Here is a 25,684-nt window from a genome sequence, read left to right as displayed (position 1 = left end):
TCCATGGGACGATTTACTGCATTTGGGCGTGCAAATCCTGCAAGCGGCGAACCGTCGGCTCGCCACTGATACCCAGCGCCTGACACACCGCATGGGCCGCCGTAATGGTGGTGGTATAGAACACCCGGTGCTGCAGGGCAGAACGACGGATGGCGAAGGAATCACGAATCGCCTGTTTGCCCTCGGTGGTGTTCACGATCAGGGCAATCTCGTCATTCTTGATCATGTCGACGATATGCGGACGCCCTTCCAGCACCTTGTTGACCACTTTCACTTCCAGACCAGCGTCGCTGATCACCTTGGCAGTGCCGCGTGTAGCCACCAGGTTGAATCCACGCTCGATCAGCATACGCGCCACATCAATGGCTGCCGGCTTGTCCACTTCCCGCACGGAAATAAAGGCGGTACCTTTTTCCGGCAGTTTTTCGCCAGCACCCAGGGACGCCTTGCCAAAGGCTTCCGCAAAGGTGGCACCCACACCCATCACTTCCCCGGTGGATTTCATTTCCGGGCCCAGGATCGGGTCTACCTTCGGGAACTTGGCAAACGGGAAGACCGCTTCCTTCACGAAGTAGTGCTGCGGTTTGACCTCTTCAGTGAAGCCCTGTTCCTTGAGGCTGGTACCGGCCATGCAACGGGCGGCCACCTTGGCCAGAGACACGCCGATGCACTTGGACACGTAGGGCACGGTCCGTGATGCACGGGGATTCACCTCCAGAACATACACCTCACCGCTCTTGACGGCGAACTGCACATTCATCAGGCCGATCACGCCCAGCTCCAGCGCCATATCGGCGGCCTGCTGGCGCATCACGTTCTGCACCTCTTCGTCCAGGGAGTACGGCGGCAGCGAACAGGCGGAGTCACCGGAGTGCACGCCAGCCTGCTCGATATGCTGCATGATGCCGCCGATTACCACGTCGGTACCATCACAGACCGCATCCACGTCCACCTCGATGGCGTCATCCAGGAAGCGATCCAGCAGCACCGGCGAGTCGTTGGACACGGAAACCGCGTTCATCATGTAGTTGCGTAGCTCGGCCTCGCTGTAGACGATTTCCATGGCACGACCACCCAGCACATAGGAAGGACGCACCACCAGCGGGTAACCGATTTCCTCCGCCAGACGCACCCCATCTTCCATGGAGCGGGCGGTACGGTTGGGCGGCTGCTTGAGGCCCAGCTTGTTGACCATCTGCTGGAAACGCTCCCGGTCTTCTGCCTCGTCAATGGCATCCGGCGGGGTACCGATAATGGGCACACCGGCGGCCTGCAGGGCACGGGCCAGCTTCAGCGGCGTCTGGCCGCCGTACTGCACGATCACACCCTTGGGTTTTTCCTTGGCGACGATGGCCAGCACGTCTTCCAGGGTCACCGGCTCAAAATACAGGCGATCGGAAGTGTCGTAATCCGTGGACACGGTCTCCGGGTTACAGTTGACCATGATGGTCTCGTAACCGTCATCCTTCATGGCGAAGGCGGCGTGCACACAGCAGTAATCGAACTCGATCCCCTGACCGATCCGGTTGGGGCCACCACCGATAACCATGATCTTGTCACGGTCGGACGGGTTCGCCTCGCACTCTTCGTCATAGCTGGAGTACATGTAGGCGGTGTCGGTGGAAAATTCCGCCGCACAGGTATCCACTCGCTTGTAGATGGGCTGCACACCCAGCTCTTCGCGTTTGCCGCGCACGTCCGCTTCCTTCACCCCCAGCAGCTGGGCTAGACGGGCATCGGAGAACCCCTTGCGCTTGAGTGCGTAAAGACTGTCACGGCTCAGGTCGCTGAAGGTAGTGGCTGCCAGCTGCTGCTCGGCGCGCACCAGATCTTCAATCTGCACCAGGTACCAGCGGTCGATCTTGGTGATATTGAACACATCATCCACGGTCATACCGACCCGGAAGGCATCACCGACGATCCAGATCCGCTCCGGTCCTGGCGTGGCCAGCAACTGGGCCACCTGCTCGCGGGCATCCGGCGCGGACGGATCCACGCTGGGATCAAAGCCCACGGACTCGGTTTCCAGACCGCGCAGGGCTTTCTGTACGGATTCCTGGAAGTTGCGGCCGATGGCCATCACTTCGCCCACGGACTTCATCTGGGTGGTCAGCACCGCGTCGGCTTCGGCGAACTTTTCAAAGTTGAAGCGCGGAATCTTGGTAACCACGTAATCGATGGACGGTTCGAAAGAGGCCGGAGTCTTGCCGCCGGTGATCTCGTTCTGCAGTTCGTCAAGGGTGTAACCAACCGCCAGCTTGGCGGCCACCTTGGCAATCGGGAAGCCGGTGGCCTTGGACGCCAGCGCTGAAGAACGGCTCACCCGCGGGTTCATTTCGATCACTACCATGCGGCCGTTGTCCGGGTTGACCCCGAACTGTACGTTGGAACCGCCGGTTTCCACACCGATCTCGCGCAGCACCGCCAGGGAGGCGTCGCGCATGATCTGGAACTCTTTATCGGTCAGGGTCTGCGCCGGTGCCACGGTGATCGAGTCACCGGTGTGCACGCCCATGGGGTCAAAGTTTTCGATGGAGCAAACGATGATGCAGTTGTCCTTTTTATCGCGGACCACTTCCATCTCGTACTCTTTCCAGCCCAGCAGGGACTCGTCGATCAACAGCTCGTTGGTGGGCGACAGGTCCAGACCACGCTGACAGATTTCCTCGAACTCTTCCCGGTTATAGGCAACACCGCCACCGGAGCCGCCCATGGTGAAACTGGGCCGGATAATGCAGGGAAAGCCCAGATCTTCCAGGGCCGCATTGGCCTCTTCCATGTTGTGGGCGATGGCAGAGCGCGGGCATTCCAGACCGATGGCTTTCATGGCCTGGTCGAAACGGTGCCGGTCTTCCGCCTTGTCGATGGCATCCTGGGTGGCGCCGATCATTTCCACACCGAACTCGGCCAGCACACCGTGCTTGTCCAGATCCAGGGCGCAATTCAGGGCAGTCTGCCCGCCCATGGTGGGCAGCAGGGCGTCCGGGCGCTCTTTTTCGATGATCTTGGCCACGGTTTGCCAGGTGATCGGCTCGATATAGGTGGCATCGGCCATGGCCGGGTCGGTCATGATGGTGGCCGGATTGGAGTTCACCAGGATGACCCGGAACCCTTCTTCACGCAGGGCCTTGCAGGCCTGGGCACCGGAGTAGTCAAACTCACAGGCCTGACCGATCACAATCGGGCCAGCGCCAATGATGAGAATGCTTTGTATGTCAGTTCTTTTCGGCATAGTTCACTAACCGTCAGACGTAAATGGCTGCATCAGGGACCCGGCGAAGCCGGGTCTGGCTCTGGCTTACTTTTGGCTGCTGGCTTCCATCAGTTCGATGAAATGATCGAACAGCGGCGCACAGTCTCGCGGCCCCGGGCTGGCTTCCGGGTGCCCCTGGAAACTGAAGGCCGGCACATCGGTGCGGTGAATACCCTGCAAGGTGCCATCGAAGAGGGACACATGCGTCACCTTCAGATTATCGGGCAGGGAGTCCATATCCACGGCAAAACCATGGTTCTGGCTGGTAATCATCACCGTGTCGTCGGCCAGGGTTTTCACCGGGTGGTTGGCACCGTGGTGGCCCGTGCCCATCTTCATGGTTTTCGCCCCGCTGGCCAGCGCCAGCAGCTGATGGCCCAAGCAGATACCGAACACCGGCTTGCCGGTGGCAACAATCTCCTTGATGGCCTCGATGGCGTAATCACAGGGCTCCGGATCACCGGGGCCGTTGGACAGAAAGATGCCATCAGGATTCATTGCCAGCACGTCAGCGGCCGGGGTCTGCGCCGGCACCACCGTGAGCTTGCAACCGCGCTCCACCAGCATGCGCAGGATGTTGCGTTTGACGCCGTAATCATAGGCCACCACATGGAAGCGGCTATCGACGCCCTCCGTGTGGCCCTTTTCCAGATCCCAGGTGGACTCGGTCCAGGTATAGGCATCACTGACGGTGACTTCCTTGGCCAGGTCCATGCCCTTGAGCCCCGGGAAGGCCTTGGCCGCTTCCAGTGCCTTGGACTCATCCAGGTTATCGCCGGCAAGGATGCAGCCGTTCTGGGCACCCTTGTCACGCAGGATACGGGTCAGGCGGCGGGTATCGATCTCCGCAATGGCCACGATATTGTTGTCGCGCAGGTAGTCCGGCAAGGACTGCTGGCTACGCCAGTTGCTGACCGTCATGGCCAGATCGCGAATCACCAGGCCGGACGCCCAGATCTGCGCGGACTCTTCGTCCTCGGGCGTCACACCGGTGTTGCCAATATGAGGATAGGTCAGGGTCACAATCTGTTTGGCGTAGGAGGGATCCGTAAGGATTTCCTGGTAGCCGGTCATAGCGGTGTTGAACACCACTTCACCCACGGTCTGACCCGTGGCACCGATAGCAACACCCCGAAAGATGCTTCCGTCTTCAAGAGCGAGAATGGCGGGAACCGTCAACGCAACCTCCAGGCTGGTAAGAATATAGGGAGATATGCGGCAGGGCACATTCGCAAAAAAGCGAGATGGATTGCTCCACCTCGCTTTTTCATGAAATTCGTCATCAGTGCCCCGCACGCCCATCACGGGCTGCGCGCTATTTTAGGGGCTCAGCCGGCAAATGTCACCCTTTGCCGGGCGCAACCGACCGCTGGCAGCCCCCGGGGCTTTCTCAGGCCTTGCCCCAGCCGGCGCTTTCACCCGCCAGACCAAGCACATCCTGCATGTCGAACAATCCCTTGTCGTGGCTGGCCAGCCAGGCTGCGGCCCGGACCGCCCCGCGACCAAAGGCCATGCGACTGGAGGCCTTGTGGGTGATTTCCACCCGCTCGCCGTCTGCGGCGAACATGACGGTGTGATCGCCAACAATGTCCCCGGCACGAATGGTCTCGAAACCGATGGTCTGGCGATCGCGCTCACCGGTACGACCTTCACGCCCATAGACGGCGCATTCGTTCAGGTCACGTCCCAGGGTCTGGGCCACCACCTCCCCCATACGCAGCGCCGTACCGGAGGGCGCGTCGATCTTGTGGCGGTGATGGGCCTCAATCACCTCAATATCGGCCTCTTCCGCCATCACCCGGGCGGCAGTTTCCAGCAGCTTGAAGCACAGATTCACACCAATGGAGTAGTTGGGCGCGAAGCAGATGGCGATCTCTTCACTGGCGGTCCGCAGGGCAGCCTTCTGGTTTTCATCCAGCCCGGTCGTCCCGATCACCAGCTTGGTGCCCGCCGCGCGGCAGATTTCCACATTGCGGGCAGTGGCTTCCGGCACGGTAAAGTCAATAAACACATCGGCATCCCTGACCACCTTGTTCAGGTCATCCGCCAGCCGCACGCCGCTGGCTTCCTGCCCCACCAGCTCACCGGCATCGGCGCCGATCAGACTGGAACCGGGCACATCCACCGCCGCTGCCAGCGTGGTATCCGGGTTGGCCAGAGTGGCCTCAATCAGAATCCGGCCCATGCGACCGGCCGCACCGATAATGCCTACTTTCATGCTACTTCCTTGGAAATTGCACTGCGGCAGACTCCTTCGAGCCCGGCCACAGCAAAACGACTGAAGGCCGCTAGTCTACCAGAAAGGGCGGGCGGGTCACCGCGTAGAGATTGATGTTCTCCTTGCGCATGAACTTGCGCCGCTTGCGGTCAAAACGCCGGAAACTCATACCGCTGTCACGCCAGGCCTGCACCTCCTGCAAGCGCTTGCGGGCATAGGCCCGATCCAGCCACTCCATGGAAAACCGTGCCGGCAAATCGGCGGCCTTCTGTAATTGTGCCAACGCCCGCCCCGCGGCCTCATCCTGGTAGGTATAAAGCAGGCTGTTGGCATACTCATACCGCACAATCGCCAGATCCGGCACTGCCGCCAGCGACAACTCAAAAGGCTGCGTGGCATCCTCGCTATCCGCCGCCAGTGTCAGCCTGCCCGCCGCTTTGCCCACCCGGCGCAGCACATTGGCCTCAAAGGCGGCGCTCAGCGACAGCGCCAACGGATGGGACGGCTCCACTGCCAGAATCTCGGTGGCTGCATTGATCACCATGGCCGCGTAATTACGCTGCAATGTGGCCGGCACCGACTCATCCTCCGCCAGCCGCGCCACCGCATAACCAAACCCCAGACGCAGCATGCAGTAATCCGCTGTCAGGGACTCTTCCCCTGGCAGGATCGCCACCTGCTCACCAAACCAGGCCATCTGATCAATGGCCTCCTGGAGCAGCTGCTGTTTCTCGGTGTGGCTCGGCGCCAGGTAGGTGGCATAGATAATCTGCGCCACCAGCCCCGGCACCCGGGCATACCCGCCATAGCGTTTGCCGAGCTCGCGGGCATGGCGGAAGTCGCCCCGGAAAAAGGCCTGCCAGACCTCAAGCACATTGCGGCTGTGCTGCTCCCAGTTGTCATCCTGGTAACGCAGGTCCCGATAGAGGGAAGGGAACCGCTGATAACGTGCCTTCAAGTAGTCCGGCGACGGGAACGGGATGCGCAGGCCCCGCATAAAGGTGGACCAGTGTTGACGAATTTCATCGAAGGTGTAGGTGTACGCGGAAGCCTCGAAGGGCGCCGACACCCAGGGCGCATCCAGCACCTGGTCATCCAGCGCCAGCGGCGCCTTCTGGGCAAAGGTAGCCCGTGCACGCTGGTGAGCCTGATCCACAGGCGCCGAATATAAAGAAAGGGGAAGACAACACAACATAGTCCCCAGCATCCCTGCCAGTCGCCGCGCAGCCATGATTACCTCTGTTATTGTTGTTTTTATGCACAATATCGCAGGGAAGGATAAAGCGGCAACGAAAGCGGTCAAATTTCAGACTATTGCCTGATCACCATAAAAAAAGCCCGGGCTTGGGGCACCGGGCTTTTTTATCAGGCTGGGAGAAAGGATTATTTGGCGTCGAAGAAACGCTTCACCCCTTCGAACCAGCTGCTCTTGCGCGGGTTATGGCGATTGCCCCCGCTTTCCAGGGATTCCTGGAATTTGCGCAACAGGTCTTTCTGCTCACCGGACAGTTTCACCGGTGTTTCGATTACTACCTTGCAGAGCAGATCCCCCGGGCCACCGCCGCGCACCGGAGTCACCCCCTTGCCGCGCAAACGGAACAGCTTGCCACTCTGGGTTTCCGCCGGGACTTTCAGTTTGACCTTGCCATTCAGGGTGGGCACATCGAGCTCGCCCCCCAGGGTGGCATCGACAAAACTGATCGGCACTTCGCAGAACAGGTTGGCCCCATCGCGCTGGAAGATATCGTGCTCGCGCACTGCCACCTGAACATACAGATCGCCGGCCGGAGCACCGTGCATACCCGCTTCGCCTTCCCCTGCCAGACGGATCCGGTCACCGGTGTCCACACCGGCAGGGATTTTCACCGACAGGGTCTTGGTGTTCTGCACCCGGCCCTGGCCACCACAATTAGTGCAGGGGTCCTTGATGATCTGCCCCTCACCCTTACAGGTTGGGCAGGTCTGCTGCACGGTAAAGAAACCCTGCTGCATGCGCACCTGGCCCATGCCACCACAGGTGTTACATGTAACTGGCTGGGACCCCTCTTTCGCACCACTGCCGTGACAGACCTCGCAGCTATCCCAGGTGGGGATGCGAATTTTCTCTTCGCAGCCGCGCACTGCCTGTTCCAGGGTTAGCTCCAGGGTATAACGCAGATCCGCACCCCGAGCCGGGCCACGACGACCACCGCCGCCGCCACCGAAGATGTCGCCGAAAATATCGCCGAAGATGTCACCAAAGCCACCCCCGCCGAAGCCGCCGGCTCCGCCAGCACCGGCCTGGCCATCCACACCGGCATGGCCGAACTGGTCATAGGCTGCCCGCTTCTGCTCATCGGCGAGCACCTCGTAGGCTTCCTTGGCTTCCTTGAACTTGGCCAACGCCTCCTGATCATCCGGGTTACGGTCCGGATGGTATTTCATGGCCAGACGTCGATAGGCCTTTTTCAAATCCTGCTGACTGGCATCCTTGGACGCCCCCAGCACTTCATAATAATCACGTTTGGACATAGTGGGCCTTTTTGAATCAGTCCCGTCACACAAAAACGCCGGCAGGTCGCCGGCAATAAAGAAGTTGCGCGGACCTCCCGGCTACCGCGCCTGGGCGCGGCACCGGGATGTCCGACGGCTTACTTCTTCTTGTCGTCGTCCACTTCTTCAAACTCGGCGTCGACCACGTCATCACCGGACGCTTTCTGCTGACCGGCTCCCGCATCGGCAGCGCCCTCGGCCTGCTGCGCCTGTTCGGCGTACAGCTTCTCGGCCAGCGGCGCAGAGACCTCGGACAGCGCCTTGATCTTGGCCTCGATGTCATCCTTGTCGCTACCTTTGGCGGCGGCTTCCAGCTCATCAGCGGCCTTGGTGATGGCTTCCTTCTCTTCGTCGGTGGCCTTGTCACCGGCCTCTTCCAGGGTCTTCTTGGTGGCGTGCACCAAGTGGTCCGCCTGGTTGCGGGTCTGCACCAGCTCTTCGAACTTCTTGTCTTCGTCCGCGTGGGCTTCGGCGTCCTTCACCATTTGATCTATTTCCTCATCGGTCAGACCGGAGGAGGCCTTGATCTGGATGGACTGCTCTTTGCCGGTCGCCTTGTCTTTCGCGCCCACGTGCAGAATACCGTTGGCGTCGATGTCGAAGGTCACTTCGATCTGCGGCATGCCGCGCGGTGCCGGCGGAATGTCTTCCAGGTTGAACTGGCCCAGCGACTTGTTCTGTGCCGCCTGCTTACGCTCACCCTGCAGCACATGCACGGTCACAGCGGTCTGGTTGTCATCCGCAGTGGAGAACACCTGGGACGCATTGGTCGGGATGGTGGTGTTCTTCTCGATCAGCGGTGTCATCACACCGCCCATGGTTTCGATACCCAGGGTCAGCGGGGTCACGTCCAGCAGCAACACGTCGGTGACATCACCACTCAATACCGCACCCTGAATGGCTGCGCCCATGGCAACGGCTTCATCCGGGTTCACGTCCTTGCGCGGCTCTTTGCCGAAGAACTCGGTCACTTTCTTCTGCACCAGCGGCATACGGGTCTGACCACCCACCAGAATCACGTCGGTAATATCGGCAGTTTTCACGCCCGCATCAGTCAGTGCCGTCTTGCACGGTTCCAGAGAACGGCTCACCAGGTCACCCACCAGGGATTCCAGCTTGGCACGGGTCACTTTCACCACCAGGTGCTTGGGACCAGTGCTGTCTGCGGTGATATACGGCAGGTTCACTTCGGTCTGCTCGGCGGAGGACAGCTCGATCTTGGCTTTCTCGGCCGCTTCCTTCAGACGCTGCATGGCCAGCGGATCACCGCCCAGGTCGATACCGGAATCTGCCTTGAACTGATCCGCCAGGAAGTTGATCAGCGCCAGGTCGAAATCCTCACCACCCAGGAAGGTGTCACCGTTGGTGGCCAGCACTTCAAACTGGTGCTCGCCGTCCACTTCGGCAATCTCGATGATGGAAATATCGAAGGTACCCCCACCCAGATCGTAGACCGCGATGGTGCGATCGCCGCCTTTCTTGTCCAGGCCATAGGCCAGGGCAGCCGCGGTGGGCTCGTTGATAATACGCTTCACGTCCAGGCCGGCGATGCGACCGGCATCCTTGGTGGCCTGACGCTGGGAATCGTTGAAGTACGCGGGCACGGTGATGACGGCCTCGGTAACGGCCTCACCCAGATAGTCTTCCGCGGTCTTCTTCATTTTCTTCAGCACCTGCGCAGAAATCTGCGGCGGCGCCATTTTCTCGCCCTTCACTTCCACCCAGGCGTCGCCATTGTCGGCCTTGGTGATCTTGTAGGGGACCATTTTGATGTCTTTCTGAACGACGCTGTCTTCAAAGCGACGGCCGATCAGACGCTTCACCGCGTACAGGGTATTTTCCGGGTTGGTCACCGCCTGACGCTTGGCAGACTGACCGACCAGGGTTTCCTTGTCGTCGGTGTAGGCGATGATGGACGGCGTGGTACGCGCGCCTTCAGCGTTTTCAATAACCTTGGCTTTATCCCCTTCCAGTACGGCCACACAGCTGTTGGTCGTACCCAGGTCAATACCGATAATCTTACCCATGTCTCTCTTTCTCCTTCACACCAGCCGGTTCCCTGACGGCAAACCGGGCAGTTGAATTGTCAACTCGTCTGGCCTCTATATGGCGGTGCTTCATGCCGTTTCAAGGGGCCAGAGTGCCTTTTTGCTTACTCGGCAGCCTTGCTGACCACCACCCTGGCCGGACGGATCAGGCGACCATTCAGCTGATAGCCTTTTTCCAGCACCTCAATCACGGTATTGGGCTCCACATCGGGCACCGGCACCATGGTCATGGCCTCATGCAACTCGGGATTGAACGGCTCGTCCGACGGACTGATCTGCTCCAGGTTGTACTTGGCAAAGGCATCCAGCAGGGATTTGAGGGTCAGCTCGATACCTTCACGGGCGCCTTGCAGGACATCGTCGTTGGCATCCAGGGCAGCCAGGCCACGCTCCAGGTTGTCCGCCACGCTCAGCAGATCGCCGGCAAATTTCTCCAGGGCGAACTTGTGGGCGTGCTGCACATCCCGCTCGGCGCGCTTGCGCACATTCTGGATTTCCGCCTGGGCACGGATATCCGCCTCACCCAGGGCTTTTTTCACCTTGGCCAGCTCAGCTTCCACTTCAGCCAGCTGTTCTTCAGCCGAGGGCTGCTCAGGCGCAGGGGCCTCGGCTTCCGCATTGGCAGCCTCAGCCTGGGCCGCCTGCTGCTCTTCGGCAGTCTCTACCTGCGGCTCGGCGTTTTTCGGGTCTTTTTCCTGCTCACTCATTGTTAACTCCACATCCCAATCCGGGCTTTTCCAGGAAAGCGGGCAAAGATATGGGAACAAACGGGCGGGATTCAAGGGGGCAAGAAAGGCAGTTAACCGTTAATAGTGAATAGTTAACAGCTGCGCGGAATGACAGAGGGTGGCTCTGAAGCGCTGATGGCCGCGCACAAACGCTCGGGAGAATGAGCTGGCGAACTGCTTAAATCGCAAATAATCCGTGGGAGCCAGCAGGCTGGCTCCTAAAGCTGGGTCAGGGCCGCCGAGAGGATTTTGGCGGTGATATCCACGGTGGGAATGACCTTTTCGTAATCCATCCGCGTGGGCCCCACCACGGCGAGGACACCCACCGGGCCGTTATCTGCCTTGTAGGGGGCGGAGATCAGCGAGTAATCCTCGAACGGCTGGAAGCCGGATTCCCGGCCGATGAAAATCTGCACCCCGTCCGCCTTCATGGAGCGCTCCAGCAGATGCAGGATATCGCGCTTGTGATTAAAGGCGTCGAACAGGTCCCGCAATTGATGCAGATTGTCCGCTTCCGCGGACTTGAGCAGGTTGGATTCGCCGGAGACCACATAATCCGAACTCTCCGGCTCACTGCGCAGGGCCTTGTCGGCCACCTCCATGGCGGTACGCATCAACACATCCATCTGCGCCCGGTCCGCGTTCATGGTGTTCAGCAGGCCATCGCAGATGCTGTTCAGATCGCAGCCGCCGTAAGTGTGATTGATATAGTTGGCGGCCTGGCGCAATTCCGCTTCGTCGTAGTCCCGATCGGTATGAATGATGCGGTTCTGCACCTCGGAGCGGTTGACCACCAGCACCACCAGAACCCGCTTGCCCGATAACGGCAAGAATTCCACCTGCCGAAGGGTGGTCACCTCCCGGCGTGGCACCGCCACCAACCCGGCCATGCGGGTCAGCTCCGCCAGGGTCCGTGACGCCTGGGCAATCAGCTCCTGGGGGGATTGCTCCGGGGCCAGCAGCTGGCGCAACTCCTTTTTCAGGGACTTGTGATCCGGGCGTTCCATGACACTGGAGGCCAGCAAGGAATCCACATACAGCCGGTAGCCCAGTTCCGTGGGGACACGACCGGCAGAGGTATGAGGGCTGGCCAGTACGCCCAGATCCTCCAGCTCCGCCATGATGTTACGGACAGTGGCCGGACTCACCGTCAGCCCGCTACCCGCTGCCAGCGTCTTGGAACCCACCGGCTGCCCATCGCGGATATGACGCTCCACCAGCGCCATCAGCAGTCGTTGTTTGCGTTCGTTGAGATCCAGCTTCGTCATAGCGGTATATGTAACAGAAAATCAGGACGACATTATATAGGGTTATCGTCAGGAGTTGAGCGGGGCTTACACTCACGCCCGGAATCCCCTACTATTAGAAACACTGACCAAACGAACAGTTGTCACCACAAGGATGTCACCATGACCGACAGCAACAACCCCTACCAGAGCCCCGCCGCCGAAGCGCCACCTCACCCGTCGGCGGACAATGCGGTGCTAGCCAGCCGCTGGCACCGATTTTTCGGCGCCCTCATTGATGGCCTGGTCCAGCTTGCCATTATTGCCCCCATCGTGTTTTTTTCCGGCGCCTGGGCCGACATGATGGCCAATAGCGGCGTGCTCGATCTGACCACCACCCTGGTCTGGTTTATCGTCGGCGAAGTGATCTTCCTGGCCGTGCAGGGCTGGCTGCTGTTCAATCGCCAGCAGACAATCGGCAAATGGCTGCTGGGCATGAAAATCGTCGGCATGGAGCAGAACGCGGTGCCTGTCGGTAAACTGTATGGCCTGCGCTACCTGCTGTTTCACGTGCTGGCTCAGGTGCCCGGCGTCAATCTGATCATGCTGATTGACCCGCTAATGATCTTCCGCGGTGATCGCCGCTGCCTGCATGACTTACTGGCCGGCACCCAGGTGATACAGGCCCCGGCCAACCGCTAGTCGCCACACTGTCTGCCCGTTTCGGAGAGATACCATGCTGACCCATTTGAGCGTTCGTCACTTTGCCACCGTGGACCAGTTGGAGCTGGAGCCGGAAAACGGTCTCACCGTGATCAGCGGGGAAACCGGGGCGGGCAAATCGGTAATCATTGATGCCCTGGGCCTGACCCTCGGCGACCGGGCCGACTCCAGCATTGTCCGTCACGGCCATGACCGGGCGGAAGTGCTCGCCACCTTTGATCTCAGCGACAACCCGGCCGCTCGCCAATGGCTGGCCGACCGGGAGCTGGACGATGATAACCAGTGTCTGCTGCGCCGCACCGTGCGTGCCGATGGACGCTCACGGGCCTACGTGAATGGCACCCCCACCCCCCTGGCGGAAGTGCGTGAGCTCGGCGAACGGCTGATCAGCATCCACAGCCAGCACGAGCACCAGGCACTGATGAAAAAGGACGCTCACCGGCAGCTTCTCGACAACTTCGCCGAGGCCCGGGAGCTGGCCAACACCGTCCGCGATCACTGGCGCACCTGGCAAAAAGCTCGCCGTGCCCACGACGACGCCCTGAATCAGGCCCGCGAGCAGAACGAAAAGGAGGAGCTGCTGCGCTTCCAGCTGGAAGAGCTGGATAGTCTGGCCCTGCAGGAAGGCGAACTGGAGCAGCTGGAACAGGAACAACAACGGCTTGGCAATGCGGAAAGTCTGATTCGTACTTGCCAGCAGTCCCTGAACGCGCTTTATGAGGGCGAGGACGGCACCTGCAACGACCATCTGAGCCAGGTCAGCCACTGGCTGGACGAGGCCCGCAATCAGGATGAAGGCCTGGCCACCATCGCCGATACCGTGGAGTCTGCCCGCCTGCAGGTGGAGGCCGCCGCCGACGACCTGCGGCATTACCTGGAACGGCTGGACCTGGATCCGGAACGCCTGGCCCAGGTGGAAGAACGGCTGAGCCAGAGCTACACCCTGGCACGCAAGCACCGCATCCGTCCGGAAGAGCTGGTGGAACACCATCGCCAACTGCTGGCGGAATCCGACGCCCTGGGCAATGTGGACGCGCACCTGCATGCCCTGTCTGAGCAAGAAGCTGCGGCCCAGCAGCAGTACATGGACAGCGCCCGCAAGCTCAGCAAGGCCCGCCGCACCGCCGCCCAGACTCTTACCCAGCAAGTTCAGAAACAGCTCACCGCCCTGGGCATGAAAGCGGCCAAACTGGACGCCCAGCTAGGCGAATGCGCCCCTGGCGCCGATGGCCTGGAAGAGGTGGAGTTCCTGTTCTCTGCCAACCCCGGCCAACCCCTGAAACCGCTTGGCAAGGTGGCCTCCGGCGGGGAACTGTCACGGGTAAGCCTGGCCATCCAGGTGATCTGCGCCCGCAACCTGACCGTGCCGAGCCTGGTGTTCGATGAGGTGGATGTGGGCGTGGGCGGCGGCGTGGCCGAGATCGTCGGCCGCCTGCTGCGCGAACTTGGCGGCCACGCCCAGGTGCTGTGCATCACCCACCAGCCCCAGGTAGCCAGCCAGGGGCACCAGCACTGGCAGGTGCACAAGATTCAGGGGGACGACACCACCCACACCCGTATCCAGGGACTGGACGACAACGCAAGAATCGAAGAGCTGGCGCGCATGCTGGGCGGTGTGGAAATCACCGAATCCACCCGCAACCACGCCAAAGAGATGCTGAGCAAGGCCCAGGCCGCGTAGAAAGGCAGTGGACCGCTAATAGTGAAAGCGGCGCCGAACTCACTGAGGAGCTTTCGCCATGCCAGCATGGCTCCAACGGCGTTGCGGGCGTGTCAGGGTGAGGCCCGCATCACACCACATGCAGGCATGCTCCCGCGTGTGGCATGAAACCGGCTCCCCGCTACTTCTTCGGCTTGACGTACAGCACCAGCGAATGGTCCATGATTTCGTAGCCGTGCTCCTCGGCAATGGCGTGCTGGCGCTTTTCGATCACGTCATCCATGAACTCAATGACCTGACCGGTTTCCATACACACCATATGGTCGTGATGGTCTTCGTCCGCCAGCTCGAAAACCGCAGAGCCGCCCTCGAAGTTGTGGCGCAGCACCATGCCCGCCTGCTCGAACTGGGTCAGTACCCGGTAGACGGTGGCCAGTCCCACATCCTCGCCGGCGTCCATCAGCGACTTGTAGATGTCTTCCGCGCTCAGGTGGCGCTCTTCGGACTTCTCCAGTTGCTGCAGGATTTTCACCCGCGGCAGGGTCACTTTAAGGCCCGCTTTTCTGAGATCCTGATTATCCAATGCGTATGCTCCAATATGCCAAAAGGTGGCGATGCCCCTGAATCCGTCACTTTAGCGCGGCGCCGGACCCAAGTCCGGGCCGCCCCAGATTCAGGGCGATGAAAAAAAGCGGGAAACTTGTACCGCTACTGCAAGTCTGTATTATCGCCCGAACACTTAGTGAAGTCGAAAAACCATGCCACGAATTCCAGTTGCCCTCATTCTGACAACCCTGCTGACCGTCACTGGCTGCAGCAGCCTGCGCTTTCCCGGTGTCTACCGGATCGATATCCCGCAGGGTAACTTTGTCACCGAGGAAATGCTCGGCGAGTTGCAGCCTGGCATGAGCCCGGAGCAGGTGCGCTATGTGCTGGGCGCCCCAACCCTGGTAGACCCTTTCACGCCTGACAAATGGTTTTATCTGATGACCTACCGCCCCGGCAAGGGCGACAACGTGAGTCAGCAGATTGTGTTGCACTTCGAAAACGGCAGTTATAGCCGGCACGAAGGCGAAGTCATCGACGACTTCCGCAAGAAAACCAGCTCGCAACAGGACCGGGAGTTGCAGCGCAAACTGGAAGAGCGCAAGCGGGAAGACGTCACCCCGGAGCCGGCCCCTGCCACCCAGCAACAGGCCCCGGATCCGGAAACCCAACCTCAGGAACCCAGCGACCCGGGCCAGCCTGCAGCCTGACAGCCTGGATCAACGGGCCTTTTCCGCCGCCCGCTTCTTGCGATTCAGCTTCGGATCCGCCTGCAGCGGGCGGTAAATCTCCACCCGCTCACCGGGTTTGAGCACCTGCCCAGCCGGATTGGCCACCACCTTGCCAAAAATCCCCATGGGCGCCTTGTCCAGTACCAGCCCCTCGAACTGCTCCTCAATACCGGACAGCTTGGCCGCTTCCAGCATGGTGGTACCCTCCGGCACATCCAGGCCAATCAGACGCTGCTTGTCCGGCAGGGCATAAGCCACTTCCACATGAATTCGCGCATCGTCCGCCATCAGGGAGACTCCTGCTCCACGGGCACGTCGCTGCCACCCTCTTCCGGCAAAGACGCAGCAGAGGCCTGTGCCGGCGCGTCCCCAGTGGTCGCCTCCATCTGCTCCTGAGCCGGAGGCTCTTCGGCCCGGGCCTCATCCTCCGGCGTAAAGGTCGCCCAGATGGAATAGACAAACAGCACTACAACCGCTGCCGGAGAGAAAATCCGTACCAGTGCCCGCCATACCAGATACAGCTTGAAGTTCTGCATGGCCAGCTCCTTGCGCGCCTGGGTCTCCTTCATCACCCAGCCGGCAAAGATGGCGATCAGCAGCCCACCCAGCGGCAACATCACCGTGGTGGACAGGAACTCCATATTGTCGAAGAAGGTACCTACCAGGAAGGTATGGTCTTTCCAGACATTGAAGGACAACACCGATCCCACACCCAGCAGCCAGGCTCCCAGGCCCACAACCAGCGCAGCCATTGACCGCTTCAGCCCCCGCTCCACCAGCCAGGCCACCACCGGCTCACCAAGACTGATGGACGAGCTCCAGGCGGCACACACCACCAGCACAAAGAACAGGGAACCGAACAGCAGACCGCCCGGCATCTGACCGAAGGCCAGCGGCAGGGTCACAAACATCATCCCCGGGCCCTGACTCACTTCCAGCCCGCTGGAGAATAACAGGGGGAACATGGCCACACCGGCACCCAGCGCCACAAGCGTATCCAGCAGGGCAATGATCGCCACCGTGGACATGATCGACACGGGTTTGCTGCGACCGGTCTTCTTGTCCTTCACCGCCTTGGGCATATAGGCCCCGTAGGCCATGATCGCGCCCATACCCAGACTCAGGGTAAAGAAGGCCTGCCCCACGGCCACGATGATCGCCTGCCCGGTGAGTTTGGAAAAATCAAAGGCGAACAGGAAGCTCACCCCTTCGTTGAACCCCGGTGTGGTGGCTGCGTACCCCACCAGCACCACCAGCAGCACGAACAGCAGCGGCATGAGAATCTGCACCGCCTTTTCCAGCCCGCCTTTCACGCCCCGGGCCACCACCACCATGGTCAGCACCATAAAGAGCGTGTGGTATCCCAACAGCAAACCCGGGTTGGCCAGCATATCGTTGAAATGGGCTTCCGACTGGGTGGCGGTAATGCCTTCAAACACACCCCGCGCGGCTTCCCAGGCGTAATACAGCGCCCAGCTTGCCACCGCGGAATAGAATGACAGGATCAGAAACGCCGACAGCGCGCCCAGGTAGCCAATGCCGGCCCAGCGCTGACTTACCTTGCTGTCCGCCGCCACCTTGCGCATGGAGTTGATCGGGCTCAGCCCGCCCTTGCGACCCAGCATTACCTCTGCCGCCATGATGGGAATCCCCACCACCGCAATACAAAGCAGGTAGAGCAACACAAAGGCACCACCGCCGTTCTCGCCGGTGATATACGGGAAACGCCAGATATTTCCCAGGCCCACGGCCGACCCGGTCGCCGCCAGAATAAACACCCAACGGCTGGCCCACATGCCATGGACCGGCTTGATCTCTTGCTTCATAACAGGATTACCCTCGATAGCGTGGCGCTATTGTCTTTTTTTTAACTGGGCGGCTCAAGTAAGGGGCTGTCACAACTCTCACCCGCTCAGACAGACAAAGCCCTGTCAGCCGCCAAACGCATGCTCTATAATCGCCCGCCTATGGGAAACGCCAAGAAAAAAGCCAAAGCGCCGTCGGCCACCATTGCGCAAAACCGCAAGGCACGCCACGAATATCATCTGGAAGAGCACTTCGAAGCCGGCCTGGTTCTGGAAGGCTGGGAGGTGAAGTCACTGCGTGCCGGTAAAGGCAACCTGACCGAAGCCTATGTGCTGTTAAAGGATGGAGAAGCCTTCCTGTTCGGCGCCCGCTTCGAGCCCCTGATCACCGCCAGCACCCACGTCAATCCGGATCCGGTACGCAGCCGCAAGCTGCTGCTGCACCGTCGCGAACTGGGGCGCATCTTTGGTGGCGTACAGAAAGAGGGCTACACCTGTGTACCGGTGAGCCTGTATTGGAAAAAAGGGTTCGCCAAGTGCGATATCGCACTGGCCAAGGGTAAGCAGAAGTTTGACAAGCGCGCCACCGAAAAGGAGCGCGACTGGAACCGTCAGAAGCAGCGTCTGATGCGGCAGGGTGGCTGACCCGGGTTAACGGGCCGCCCCCTGCACGCGTGACACTGTCTTCAGACTGTACCGGTTACGGCGTTACACCGACTGGTGGGGGTTTACACCCTGAGCCCGGCTGTCGCCGCGCAGCTGCCAGTAAAACTGCAGCCAGGCGCGGAGCACCGCAGGCAGGAAGTAAACGGCGAACAGTACAACCGGAAGACGGGCTTCCGGCGTCGCCATTTCCACCAGGTACACACCGCCAGCATACGCAGCCAGCGCGAATACCAGTTGCAACGCTCTGTAGAGCAGCGGCTGAGCCTTCAAAGGCGACAGTGCCTTCTCGGAAACTTGCCCTGCTGACCGAAAGATCGTGTTCATCATCTTTCTCCTTTAATGAACGACAATGCTTTGATCAGCGGCCTTCATATAACGTCTATTTCAAGGCTCGCTGTAAAGCCATTGTGTGGTACACAATTTTGAGCAGGATGTTTCGTGGTGGCTTATGGCTACCTGAGCATCGCTTGCTCAACCTCACCATCGGACAATGACACAATGCCGCGGTGACACTCGTATAGTGCGCCTGAAAAATGACAAAACAAGCATTCCGGGTCTGATTGTCAGACAAGATATGTGTATTCGGGTAACACTTTTCACAATCTGATTACACTTCGAACCTTATTCATGCCGTTTACCCCCACAACATGGTCGATCCGGAACGGCTCTGCCCCCACTTGTTAATCGACTTCCCCGCCCCCATCACCTACAATGAATCCATCACAGGGGCCGACCTGGATTCGACGCCGGTACTGAATTCTGTGGTGCATGCCGAGAAGGTCACGAGTCTCGTAAAACATTTGTGGCACACTAAAGTAATCGCAAACGACGATTCTTACGCACTAGCAGCTTAAACCCTGCTTATCGCCAATCGACCCTGCCTGTGGGGAAGAGCGGCGAGCATCGCAACACAGGCTCGCAGCAAAGTCCGCCCCGGATGGCGCTGTTAAAACCCTTAGGGGCTCGGCTTTCACGTCCTGCCAGTTGGGCTGTGAAGGCTTAAATCAATAAACATGGCTAAGCATGTAGATCTGCAGATGGATTGCTGACGGACGCGGGTTCGATTCCCGCCGGCTCCACCAAATCCAACTCTAAAGCCGCCTAGCGCGGCTTTTTTGTTGCCTGAAATCCGCATATTTACTGGCCTCACCTCATCATCCCGCTATAATCAACTCTATTGCCATCCGGGGGCACATGGGGGCATATTTGGGGGCACACATGATGTCCGCAGCGGAGATGCCCCCAAATGCCCCTCACTGATACCAAGATCCGGGCCGCCAAACCGGCGGACAAAACCTACCGCCTCAGTGACGAGAAGGGCATGTACCTGGAAGTCACCAAGGCCGGCGGGCGCTACTGGCGGATGAAGTATCGGTATCAGGGCAGAGAGAAGCGTCTAGCCCTTGGCGTTTACCCTGACGTATCGCTGGCCGATGCCCGCGCCAGACGGGATGAAGCCCGCGCCCTGCTGGCCGCCGGCACCGACCCAGGGCAAGCCCGGAAGGCGGCCAAACACGAGAAAGCCAAGACTGCAGCCAACAGCTTTGAAGTCATCGCCCGAGAGTGGCACGGAATACAGGCGGCAGGCCGCTGGACAAAGGGACACGCCACCAAGACCCTGCAAGGCTTGGAAAAGCATATCTTCCCCGAACTGGGACACCGCCCCATATCCGAAATCACCGCCGGGGAGCTGCTGGCGGTACTGAAAGCCATGCAGGCAGGGGGCACCATCGACCGGGCCAACCGCCTACGGCAGACCTGCGGCGAGGTTTTCCGCTATGGGATCGCTACAGGCACCAACGAGGGCAATCCCGCTGCCGACCTAGTGCGCACCCTGCAAGCAAGCCCACAACGCCACTTTGCCGCCCTGACCAAGGAACAGCTACCGGACTTCCTGCAAGCCCTCAAGAAGGAACACCGAGCCTCACCGGTGACCTGTCTTGGCCTCAAGCTGCTGGCTCTCACCTTCGTGCGCCCCGGCGAGCTACGGCAGGCCAAGTGGGAGGAATTCGATATTGAGGCCGGCATGTGGGAGGTGCCCGCCGAACGCATGAAAATGCGGGTTTCCCATCTGGTGCCCCTCTCCCCGCAAACTATCGCCACCCTTGAGCAACTGCGAGAGCTGACCGGCAATACCGACCTGCTATTCCCTGGCCGCTCCAATATCCGCAAGCCCATCAGTGACAACACTTGGCGGCAGGCTCTTCACGCCATGGGCTACAAGGTCACCGCCCACGGTTTCCGCGCCACCGCCAGCACCCTGCTCAACGAAATGGGCTACCGGGCCGACGCCATCGAGCGCCAGCTTTCCCACGGGGAGCGCAACAAGGTGAGGGCCGCTTACAACCGGGCCGAGTACCTGGAGGAACGCCGGGAAATGATGAATTACTGGGGAGGCTATCTCGCCGCCCTGGAGAACGGGCAAAAGGTTGTGCCCATCCACCACAAGAAGCAGCAAGCCTCTTGAAATTAACCGGCAAAGGAAGGCGACCATGGGACTCAATAACCGCGCGTATACCGTTGAAGTGCTAGAAAACGGCAAAGTGGCAAAGTCATACGGGCCATTCATCGGCAGCCAGCAAACCCGAGATATGGCGGAATCTATCGCTCTTGCAAATCCCTACTCTGATATTGCAATGCGCAAGTGCCGGCGCGCATCACCTCAGCCCCCTATCTCAGCCCCTAGATACAAGGTTATGTATCTTGTAGACGGGAAAGAACGGCAAAGCGCCTGGCTCTACAATGAAGCACATGCACAGAAAGGACTTGCGATTATGAGAGCCAAGTACGGCGAGAAGAACGCCATCATTTACGTCGATTAACCGAGTTTCGTCAGTCTAGGGTAGCTCCCGAAAGGCCGGTAACCCCACCGGCTTGGCTGGCGGATTTATTGGGGTGTCATAGGGGTATGACATGAAAAACAGGGAATACCTCCCTTCCAAGATAGAGCTACTCTCATTGGACTGTGTGAACAGTTTTTCTTCAGGCTCGAATGGAGAGAAAGAGCAAAAAATCATCAGCCAAAATTCTCCGGAAACGCAGCTAAATTCCCTGTGGCCAATGGGGAAAAAAGCCTTCGACTACCTTCTGGAAAATATGGAAATTGAGGGCGTAGACACCAAGTCAAACGAATTCATCTATTACGCCCTTTCAGGGTTACATACATTCGTTCTCACACCACTCGCATTTGCCTTGGTAATCGAAATTTATCAAGGAAAGGCGAACTTTGTCGTTGAGGGAAGCGGCGCATCCGATTGGGAAGAGTTTAGGAAAATTTGGTGGACACATGACTACGTTGGCCAAGCACACTTTTTCACTCAGAACGGATTTCGGGATATAGCACTTGATGAAGAGTCCAGGCTTCCTTTGGTCTTTGCCGCAGCCATCCTATGGGGCTTGGATACCGCTATGGTTTGCACAGATTTCGGCGGCTCCTTCCCTGCTGATTTGATTTTGGAAATGAATGAGCTTTTTCGCTTTATCAATGGGGAATACAAACAGATTCGCTCCCTATCGGCGCAGAAAGCGGCCAGGGGCTACCATGCAAAGAATACTGCTCCAGAAAAAAACAGGGCTAGAGAGCTATTTATACACTACCGGGAATTACCAAATTTCCAGGCAGTTAGCCGCTCAGAAATGGCTAGAAAAATAAGCGAAGACCCATCTATAACCAAAACCATAAGAACAATTACTGATTGGGTTAAAGAGTTTGAGTCAATGTGATTACGGTTTGCGCGCAAACCGTACAGTCCGCGCGCACACTGATCTTTTGCACAGTACCAACAGCAAGCAGCATGAAGGCACTCCAAACGACACTGAGAGCCTAAGACATGCAAACCGAACTACCCGCCACAGGCTACCTTCGCCTCTCCCAAATCATCGGCCAAGCCGAAGTCACCGAGGAGCAGGCCGCCAGCAACCGCAAGACCGGCAAGGGCATCAAACGCGCCCGCCCCGGCATTCCCGCTTTAATCCCAGTTAGCGCGGCAACATGGTTCGCTGGCTGCAAATCTGGCCGCTTCCCCAAAGGAGAAAAGCCCTTTGGGGGTAATGTCACCATGTGGCGGGCCGAAAGCATACGCACCTTGCTGGAAGATTCACGGGAGGATGCGGCATGACAGAAAAACTAAAAGCCCCCGCCCCGGTTACCGCCGGGAGCGAGGGACAAGGCATAGCCAAACACTGTCCCCAGCATCTTACCATAGGCCCCCGCCATCGCCGGTTGCTGGCGGCTCTGGAGCGCAGAACCGCCGTTACCCGTGAACAGGCCGACCGGATCGCCCACGCCAGCAACTCGCCCCACTATGTTGGGGAGCTGCGAAAGCGATACGGCATCCCGGTACAGCTACTCATGGCCTCAGGCACCGACTATGACGGCCAGAAGATCCAATACGGGGTGTACTGGCTGGACGGTGACGGCAAGGCCGCCGCCCGTAAGCTACTCAGGGAGGCCAGCTAATGCGCTTCCTCATCGAGCTAGAGCTAACCACGGTTGTGCCCCTGGTTATCGACGCTGATAGCAAGGAGGACGCACTAGACGCCCTCAGAACCGCCACAGCGGACGAATTGCCATCCGGCGACCCGATCCCACAGCCTACGACCGTGAAACGCATCACCGCACTGGGAGAGTGAATACCCGTGCCCACCCTTACCCAGCTACTCGCCCGTGGCGATGCCGTGGCGGTCGAACAAGGCCGCCTCACGCTCACCCCAGCCAGTGGCCGCCCTGTTCCCGCTGATTGGCTAGCCGCCCACAGCACTAACCTGATTACTCAGGCCGCCAGCATGGCGGAAGTGACAGCCCTGGAATATACCGGCTACTCATTGGGCCACTATTCCCCCAAGCTGGCAGGAGGCGTCACCCTGCAATTTCGCTGCCTGGCTAGTGGTCAAGAGCTATTCGCTATATTCAACGTCTACACAGCGCGCGCCCGCAACACAGGAAAAGGGCGAGCTGGCGACCCATTGCCCTCCGGGAAATTTAGGGTAGGTGAGCGCAGCGGCTTCCTACGCTTCTGGCGTAGCACCGGGCTGCCTGTGCGGCGCCTGAGTGACTTCCACGACTACATGGGCAAACTGCGCGGACTGACCTTCACCGGCACCCTGAGCAAAGGGGAAAAGCTGGACGCAAAAACACTCCAGCCTCTGACCATTTCCGGGGAGACCATGAGGGCGCTTGTCGGGCCAAGTCTTCCCGACAACTCCCCGACAACTCCCCGACAAGATCCCGACAACGTCCCGACAAGGCCCCGACAAGCATTCCCGACAAGGAAATCCAGCAACGCCAGCAACCACGGGGCATACAGCCGAACCCAACTACGGGTGAACCAAACCACGGTAATAAGGTAATAAGGGAGTACGGGTACACGGGTAAGCCCTCCTCTCCTTTAGAGCAGTCAGTAGATGATTGGTTGGCTGATTATGAGGGGGCGGGCTGAATTCATCTGCGGGCCGGATCGCCACAGCCTGGAGAAGGGAATTTCTTTAGTCCTAAAAAAGGGGCGAAGTTTTCGGAGCAGTACGCGGGCGAGATGCAGGCGCAGAGTTTTGAGACAAGTACGCGCGCATAAGGGGTGCGAACCAAAGTGCGAAGTTTTGGCCGACCACTTGAAAAGGTATCAACATTTTTCAACCGGGCACCAAAGCGTTACAGCAAGGTTATAGCAAGGTTGCGGCGATACAGAACCGTAAGGTTACCGTAAGGGTCGCCGCCCCCAGGGGGAGGGGTGGGCGCAATCTCTCCAGCCAACCCCACAGGAAACCGCGCCCTCTCCTGTTCACAGATTATTTCCCTGTTAACCCCCGTGTTAACTCTCGCACCACCGCACAGAGCGCAACACAGCGCCGCCAGCACCAACATGAGGGGGTATGCGAAAACTCCAAGGGATTCACCCACCAGACCGCCCGCCCAATCGTTTTCTATTGCTAACCCACCTCTACCAGCCGGCCAAATGTAAAACCTTGATGTTGATAAATGGCAAGGTCAGAACCTTACAAAACCTGACATGGGAAACAGAGCACTTTGCCCTGCTGGGGGCACATTTGGGGGCACATTTGAAAATCGAATCCTAGATAGTCTTTGCATTTCAGTTATTTATACCACCATTTCAATTGACGCCGGCCCACCAAACAAAGAAGGCGCAAGCCCTTGATAGCTAAATTTTTTTGCTATCCTGGACTTGCGCTTTTTTTTATGGACGTCGAGAAAGTGTCGAACTTTACTGTTGCTAAGATAGCTTCTGATCCCGCACCAGCTTATAGGCACGATAATCCAAGTACTGATCCCTAAAATGAAAAAGAAACCCCACGAAGAGAATAGACGCCAAAACGATCAATACGACAGCTTCAGGGCCCTCATAGAATAATGCGGCTATAAAGCTGACTATCACCCACCCACCAAGCGCAAAGCCTATAACTGCTCCGAAGATATACGAAACCCTACGAAACCAAACAAAGCGGCTCAAATCACGAAACTGGAAAACACCAGAGCTATATTCGACAGCCCCCTTTCTCTTCCTCAGGACAAAGATAGCGAAGGCGGAGTCATCTCTGGCGATCAAAGACGCAACATCTGAAGCTCTTAACCTGAAGCCGTGCAGGAGATAGAACAATTGAGCAGCAGTGTAATGCTCATTATTTTTAACCGCCTCCTCCAGCTTCTGCAGAAGTTCTGCTTGAACCCCCTTTCCCTTCCATCTATGTAGATGCGTAACGAACAGCGCCCCCAAGATAGCTACAAGTCCCGAAGAGACCTTAACAAGGATATCCATTTCCATATCAACTCCAATTAGAGATCAGCAACCAATACAGCCATGGACTTTAAACAATGCGTAAAGGGTTGAGGAGTTTTACTTCTACCAAATGGTCAGGAGACAGATGCGCATAACGCATAGTCATATTAATGGTGGAATGGCCTAGAACCTTCTGCAGGGTCAGGATGTTTCCACCATTCATGACGAAGTGACTGGCGAAGGTATGGCGGAGGGCATGGGCTGCCTGGCCTTTGGGTAGCTCGATACCGGTTCTGGCGAGAGCCCTACGGAATGCAGTTATGCTGGACGTCATATGACGGCGCATAATAGGGGACAGGCACACCTTCCCTCCCCGTAATCCATAACCCACAATAAAAACCAACAATCTCCCACGGGAAGGGAAGACAAATGCCTACAGTCAGCCTGAAAGCCGTATTGCTATTCGTCCTCGTATTCGCCGCGTCTGCTCTCTTTGCCAACGACCCGGCCAAGGAGCAGCCAGACGCCCACATCGACCCTTCGGTGATCGAAAACCTGCTAACTCCGGATCATTCCCTGCTGGATATGATCGATACGGATATGGCGGCGGGCTGCTGCAAGGTGTGCCGTAAAGGCAAAGCCTGTGGCGATTCCTGCATTAGCCGGAAATACAGCTGCACCCGGGGCAAGGGGTGCGCTTGCGACGGCTGACTGTGTTGCAATCAATACGGTCTCGACACCGGGCGCCCCTCCTCCTCTGGAGGCTCGCAGACCCCGCCTTCGCCTCCGAAGAAACTCCATTAATCGCTTTAATTCC

The 25,684-nt window shown here is 58.8% G+C and carries 24 protein-coding genes, 1 other RNA gene and 1 pseudogene; 12 read left to right on the top strand and 14 right to left on the bottom strand.

From position 1 onward, the window contains the following. Nucleotides 1-13: 13 nt before the first annotated feature. From carB to hrcA, 8 genes are all read right to left on the bottom strand, one after another. Nucleotides 14-3,232 carry a carbamoyl-phosphate synthase large subunit gene (gene carB, locus A3714_RS06790; RefSeq protein WP_063509471.1) on the bottom strand — a complete coding sequence of 1,073 codons (3,219 nt, stop codon included), beginning with the start codon at nucleotides 3,230-3,232 and terminating at the stop codon, nucleotides 14-16. Between the two features lie 66 nt (nucleotides 3,233-3,298). Next, entirely contained in the window at nucleotides 3,299-4,432 is a 1,134-nt protein-coding gene (gene carA / locus A3714_RS06785; RefSeq protein WP_062817085.1) for a glutamine-hydrolyzing carbamoyl-phosphate synthase small subunit, read from the bottom strand. A 211-nt stretch (nucleotides 4,433-4,643) separates the two neighbouring features. Then, entirely contained in the window at nucleotides 4,644-5,471 is an 828-nt protein-coding gene (gene dapB, locus A3714_RS06780) for a 4-hydroxy-tetrahydrodipicolinate reductase (protein ID WP_062817086.1), read from the bottom strand. A gap of 70 nt (nucleotides 5,472-5,541) precedes the next feature. After that, entirely contained in the window at nucleotides 5,542-6,627 is a 1,086-nt protein-coding gene (locus A3714_RS06775; protein WP_231866078.1) for a hypothetical protein, read from the bottom strand. 227 nt (nucleotides 6,628-6,854) lie between these two features. Next, a complete protein-coding gene (gene dnaJ, locus A3714_RS06770; RefSeq protein WP_062817088.1) occupies nucleotides 6,855-7,982 on the bottom strand; it encodes a molecular chaperone DnaJ in 1,128 nt (375 codons plus the stop codon). Between the two features lie 119 nt (nucleotides 7,983-8,101). Then, a complete protein-coding gene (dnaK, locus tag A3714_RS06765; RefSeq protein WP_062817089.1) occupies nucleotides 8,102-10,030 on the bottom strand; it encodes a molecular chaperone DnaK in 1,929 nt (642 codons plus the stop codon). 125 nt (nucleotides 10,031-10,155) lie between these two features. Continuing rightward, the gene (grpE, locus tag A3714_RS06760) at nucleotides 10,156-10,758 is read right to left on the bottom strand and encodes a nucleotide exchange factor GrpE (protein WP_063509856.1); all 603 of its coding nucleotides are present in this window, start codon (nucleotides 10,756-10,758) and stop codon (nucleotides 10,156-10,158) included. 239 nt (nucleotides 10,759-10,997) lie between these two features. Further along, nucleotides 10,998-12,047, bottom strand: a complete 1,050-nt coding sequence (gene hrcA, locus A3714_RS06755) for a heat-inducible transcriptional repressor HrcA (RefSeq protein ID WP_062817091.1) — start codon at nucleotides 12,045-12,047, stop codon at nucleotides 10,998-11,000. A 141-nt stretch (nucleotides 12,048-12,188) separates the two neighbouring features. Here hrcA and A3714_RS06750 point away from each other — a divergent pair, with 141 nt between their 5' ends. Next, the gene (locus tag A3714_RS06750) at nucleotides 12,189-12,707 is read left to right on the top strand and encodes an RDD family protein (protein ID WP_062817092.1); all 519 of its coding nucleotides are present in this window, start codon (nucleotides 12,189-12,191) and stop codon (nucleotides 12,705-12,707) included. Nucleotides 12,708-12,741: 34 nt separating this feature from the next. Then, nucleotides 12,742-14,409 (top strand): DNA repair protein RecN, encoded by a 1,668-nt coding sequence (recN, locus tag A3714_RS06745; protein ID WP_062817093.1) that lies wholly within the window; start codon nucleotides 12,742-12,744, stop codon nucleotides 14,407-14,409. A 160-nt stretch (nucleotides 14,410-14,569) separates the two neighbouring features. Here the strand turns inward: recN and fur are convergent, their stop codons facing one another. After that, complete coding sequence (gene fur / locus A3714_RS06740) at nucleotides 14,570-14,971, bottom strand: ferric iron uptake transcriptional regulator (RefSeq protein ID WP_035248394.1); 402 nt, start codon at nucleotides 14,969-14,971, stop codon at nucleotides 14,570-14,572. Between the two features lie 175 nt (nucleotides 14,972-15,146). Between fur and bamE the strand changes: the two genes are divergently transcribed. Next, nucleotides 15,147-15,644, top strand: a complete 498-nt coding sequence (gene bamE, locus A3714_RS06735; RefSeq protein ID WP_082844804.1) for an outer membrane protein assembly factor BamE — start codon at nucleotides 15,147-15,149, stop codon at nucleotides 15,642-15,644. A gap of 9 nt (nucleotides 15,645-15,653) precedes the next feature. Here bamE and A3714_RS06730 read toward each other — a convergent pair whose 3' ends face one another. Both A3714_RS06730 and A3714_RS06725 read right to left on the bottom strand, forming a co-directional pair. Further along, on the bottom strand, nucleotides 15,654-15,953 hold the full coding sequence (locus A3714_RS06730) for an RnfH family protein (RefSeq protein ID WP_062817095.1): 300 nt from the start codon (nucleotides 15,951-15,953) through the stop codon (nucleotides 15,654-15,656). Beyond that, nucleotides 15,953-17,491, bottom strand: coding sequence for a sodium-dependent transporter (locus A3714_RS06725; protein ID WP_082844805.1), 1,539 nt, complete (start codon nucleotides 17,489-17,491; stop codon nucleotides 15,953-15,955). The genes A3714_RS06730 and A3714_RS06725 overlap by 1 nt, the downstream gene beginning before the upstream one ends. A gap of 141 nt (nucleotides 17,492-17,632) precedes the next feature. Here A3714_RS06725 and smpB point away from each other — a divergent pair, with 141 nt between their 5' ends. After that, nucleotides 17,633-18,115, top strand: coding sequence for an SsrA-binding protein SmpB (gene smpB / locus A3714_RS06720; RefSeq protein WP_062817096.1), 483 nt, complete (start codon nucleotides 17,633-17,635; stop codon nucleotides 18,113-18,115). A gap of 63 nt (nucleotides 18,116-18,178) precedes the next feature. Here the strand turns inward: smpB and A3714_RS06715 are convergent, their stop codons facing one another. Next, on the bottom strand, nucleotides 18,179-18,463 hold the full coding sequence (locus tag A3714_RS06715) for a hypothetical protein (protein ID WP_062817097.1): 285 nt from the start codon (nucleotides 18,461-18,463) through the stop codon (nucleotides 18,179-18,181). A 398-nt stretch (nucleotides 18,464-18,861) separates the two neighbouring features. Between A3714_RS06715 and ssrA the strand changes: the two genes are divergently transcribed. The 7 genes from ssrA (at nucleotide 18,862) to A3714_RS06680 (ending at nucleotide 23,485) form a co-directional block, all read left to right on the top strand. Next, nucleotides 18,862-19,218: a transfer-messenger RNA gene (gene ssrA / locus A3714_RS06710) on the top strand. Nucleotides 19,219-19,382: 164 nt separating this feature from the next. Next, nucleotides 19,383-20,603: an integrase arm-type DNA-binding domain-containing protein gene (locus A3714_RS06705; protein WP_063509249.1), complete on the top strand. Its 1,221-nt coding sequence runs from the start codon at nucleotides 19,383-19,385 to the stop codon at nucleotides 20,601-20,603. A gap of 25 nt (nucleotides 20,604-20,628) precedes the next feature. Beyond that, complete coding sequence (locus tag A3714_RS06700; RefSeq protein WP_063509250.1) at nucleotides 20,629-20,958, top strand: hypothetical protein; 330 nt, start codon at nucleotides 20,629-20,631, stop codon at nucleotides 20,956-20,958. A 91-nt stretch (nucleotides 20,959-21,049) separates the two neighbouring features. Further along, nucleotides 21,050-21,859: a hypothetical protein gene (locus tag A3714_RS06695; protein WP_063509251.1), complete on the top strand. Its 810-nt coding sequence runs from the start codon at nucleotides 21,050-21,052 to the stop codon at nucleotides 21,857-21,859. Between the two features lie 107 nt (nucleotides 21,860-21,966). Further along, nucleotides 21,967-22,254 (top strand): hypothetical protein, encoded by a 288-nt coding sequence (locus tag A3714_RS17515; protein WP_082844737.1) that lies wholly within the window; start codon nucleotides 21,967-21,969, stop codon nucleotides 22,252-22,254. Beyond that, complete coding sequence (locus tag A3714_RS06685) at nucleotides 22,251-22,595, top strand: hypothetical protein (protein WP_063509252.1); 345 nt, start codon at nucleotides 22,251-22,253, stop codon at nucleotides 22,593-22,595. Before A3714_RS17515 ends, A3714_RS06685 begins: the two co-directional genes overlap by 4 nt. A 326-nt stretch (nucleotides 22,596-22,921) precedes the next feature. Beyond that, the gene (locus tag A3714_RS06680) at nucleotides 22,922-23,485 is read left to right on the top strand and encodes a hypothetical protein (protein WP_197463382.1); all 564 of its coding nucleotides are present in this window, start codon (nucleotides 22,922-22,924) and stop codon (nucleotides 23,483-23,485) included. Between the two features lie 878 nt (nucleotides 23,486-24,363). Here the strand turns inward: A3714_RS06680 and A3714_RS06675 are convergent. Next, nucleotides 24,364-24,912 (bottom strand): hypothetical protein, encoded by a 549-nt coding sequence (locus A3714_RS06675; protein WP_063509254.1) that lies wholly within the window; start codon nucleotides 24,910-24,912, stop codon nucleotides 24,364-24,366. 43 nt (nucleotides 24,913-24,955) lie between these two features. Next, nucleotides 24,956-25,183 (bottom strand): annotated as a pseudogene (locus A3714_RS06670) (tyrosine-type recombinase/integrase); the annotation flags it as partial. Between the two features lie 113 nt (nucleotides 25,184-25,296). Between A3714_RS06670 and A3714_RS06665 the strand changes: the two are divergent. Beyond that, nucleotides 25,297-25,578 carry a hypothetical protein gene (locus A3714_RS06665; protein WP_063509256.1) on the top strand — a complete coding sequence of 94 codons (282 nt, stop codon included), beginning with the start codon at nucleotides 25,297-25,299 and terminating at the stop codon, nucleotides 25,576-25,578. The last annotated feature ends 106 nt before the right edge of the window (nucleotides 25,579-25,684 follow it).

Origin of the sequence: Alcanivorax sp. HI0007 (assembly GCF_001635525.1) — a bacterium.
Taxonomy (GTDB): Bacteria; Pseudomonadota; Gammaproteobacteria; order Pseudomonadales; family Alcanivoracaceae; genus Alcanivorax.
The sequence above is the reverse complement of the archived record's forward strand: the minus strand, read 5'-3'. Positions and strand labels throughout refer to the sequence as shown.